Here is a 1188-nt window from a genome sequence, read left to right as displayed (position 1 = left end):
CGCCCAGACAACGCGGGCATTCAGGAAGCTCGCGTTATCGTTAACGCCCATCGCGAGCAGGCTCGCTCCTACAGGAGAACTGGATGTTTCATCCAGGCACAAAAAAGCCCGACTCAATGGTCGGGCTTTTTCATTCCTCAAGCGGTGCTTATTTGGCACGGCCTTTGTAGGAACCGCCTTCGCGGGTATCGATYTCGATCATGTCGCCGATTTCGATGAAGTCAGCAACCGACAGCTCGGTACCGTTCTTCAGTTTGGCAGGCTTCATCACCTTGCCGGAAGTGTCGCCGCGAGCGGAACCTTCGGTGTAGTCAACCTGACGCACGATGGTGGTCGGCAGCTCTACGGAAACCAGACGCTCTTCGAAGAAGATCGCTTCGCAAACATCGGTCATGCCTTCTTCAACGAAAGGCAGAACGGCTTCGATGTCTTCAGCGTTCAGCTCGTACATGGTGTAGTCGGTGGTGTCCATGAACGTGTAGGTATCGCCGCTGATGAAGGACAGGGTCGCTTCTTTGCGGTCGAGGATTACGTCGTCCAGTTTGTCGTCGGCGCTGTAAACGATCTCGGTCTTGTAACCGGTCAGCAGGTTCTTCAGCTTGGTCTTCATGATCGCGCTGTTACGACCGGATTTGGTGAATTCAGCTTTCTGAACCAGCCAAGGATCGTTTTCGAGACGAATCACGGTCCCGGGTTTCAGTTCTTTACCAGTTTTCATTGCGAATATCCGAATTTGGATGGGATTTACAAAAATCTAGGCCGCGTATCATATCCAATTTCCATAAAACTGTACCAGCGCCGTGGCAAGATCGGCCTGCAAGGCCTGTTCCAGACACCACGCCTCGGCGTGTTTTTCCAGCTCTGGCCAGTGTTTACGGGTGAATTGCCAGTGGTCGGCTATTTTTTCACCAGCGTTCCACGCCCGCCAGAGACCGCTGATCGCCTCCCGCGCAGGTTCAGAAAGCCCCTTTATATAGACTTCGAGGAAGGCCTCGAGTTTGTCCAGATGGATATCTTCTTCCTGCCGGTAGATGTGCCAGAGAAATGGCCGGCCGGCCCATTGAGCGCGCACAAAGGAGTCTTCGCCGCGCACGGCATTGAAATCGCAACACCATAGCAACAAGTCGTATTGGTCCTGGCGGACGAATGGCAGCACTTGCACGGTCAAGGCATCACGCACATGCACGG

The 1188-nt window shown here is 54.1% G+C and carries 2 protein-coding genes; both read right to left on the bottom strand.

The genetic code is table 11. The features are described 5' to 3' along the window. Nucleotides 1-148: 148 nt before the first annotated feature. Entirely contained in the window at nucleotides 149-718 is a 570-nt protein-coding gene (locus tag AC1DVH_RS31470) for an elongation factor P (protein ID WP_007943632.1), read from the bottom strand. Between the two features lie 48 nt (nucleotides 719-766). Continuing rightward, a partial coding sequence (gene earP / locus AC1DVH_RS31465; protein ID WP_477757071.1) for an elongation factor P maturation arginine rhamnosyltransferase EarP occupies nucleotides 767-1188 on the bottom strand: 422 nt, incomplete at its 5' end.

This window comes from Pseudomonas sp. P4_C3 (assembly GCF_056402075.1).
Note: the sequence above shows the minus strand (reverse complement) of the source record. Positions and strands in the feature narration are given on the sequence as shown.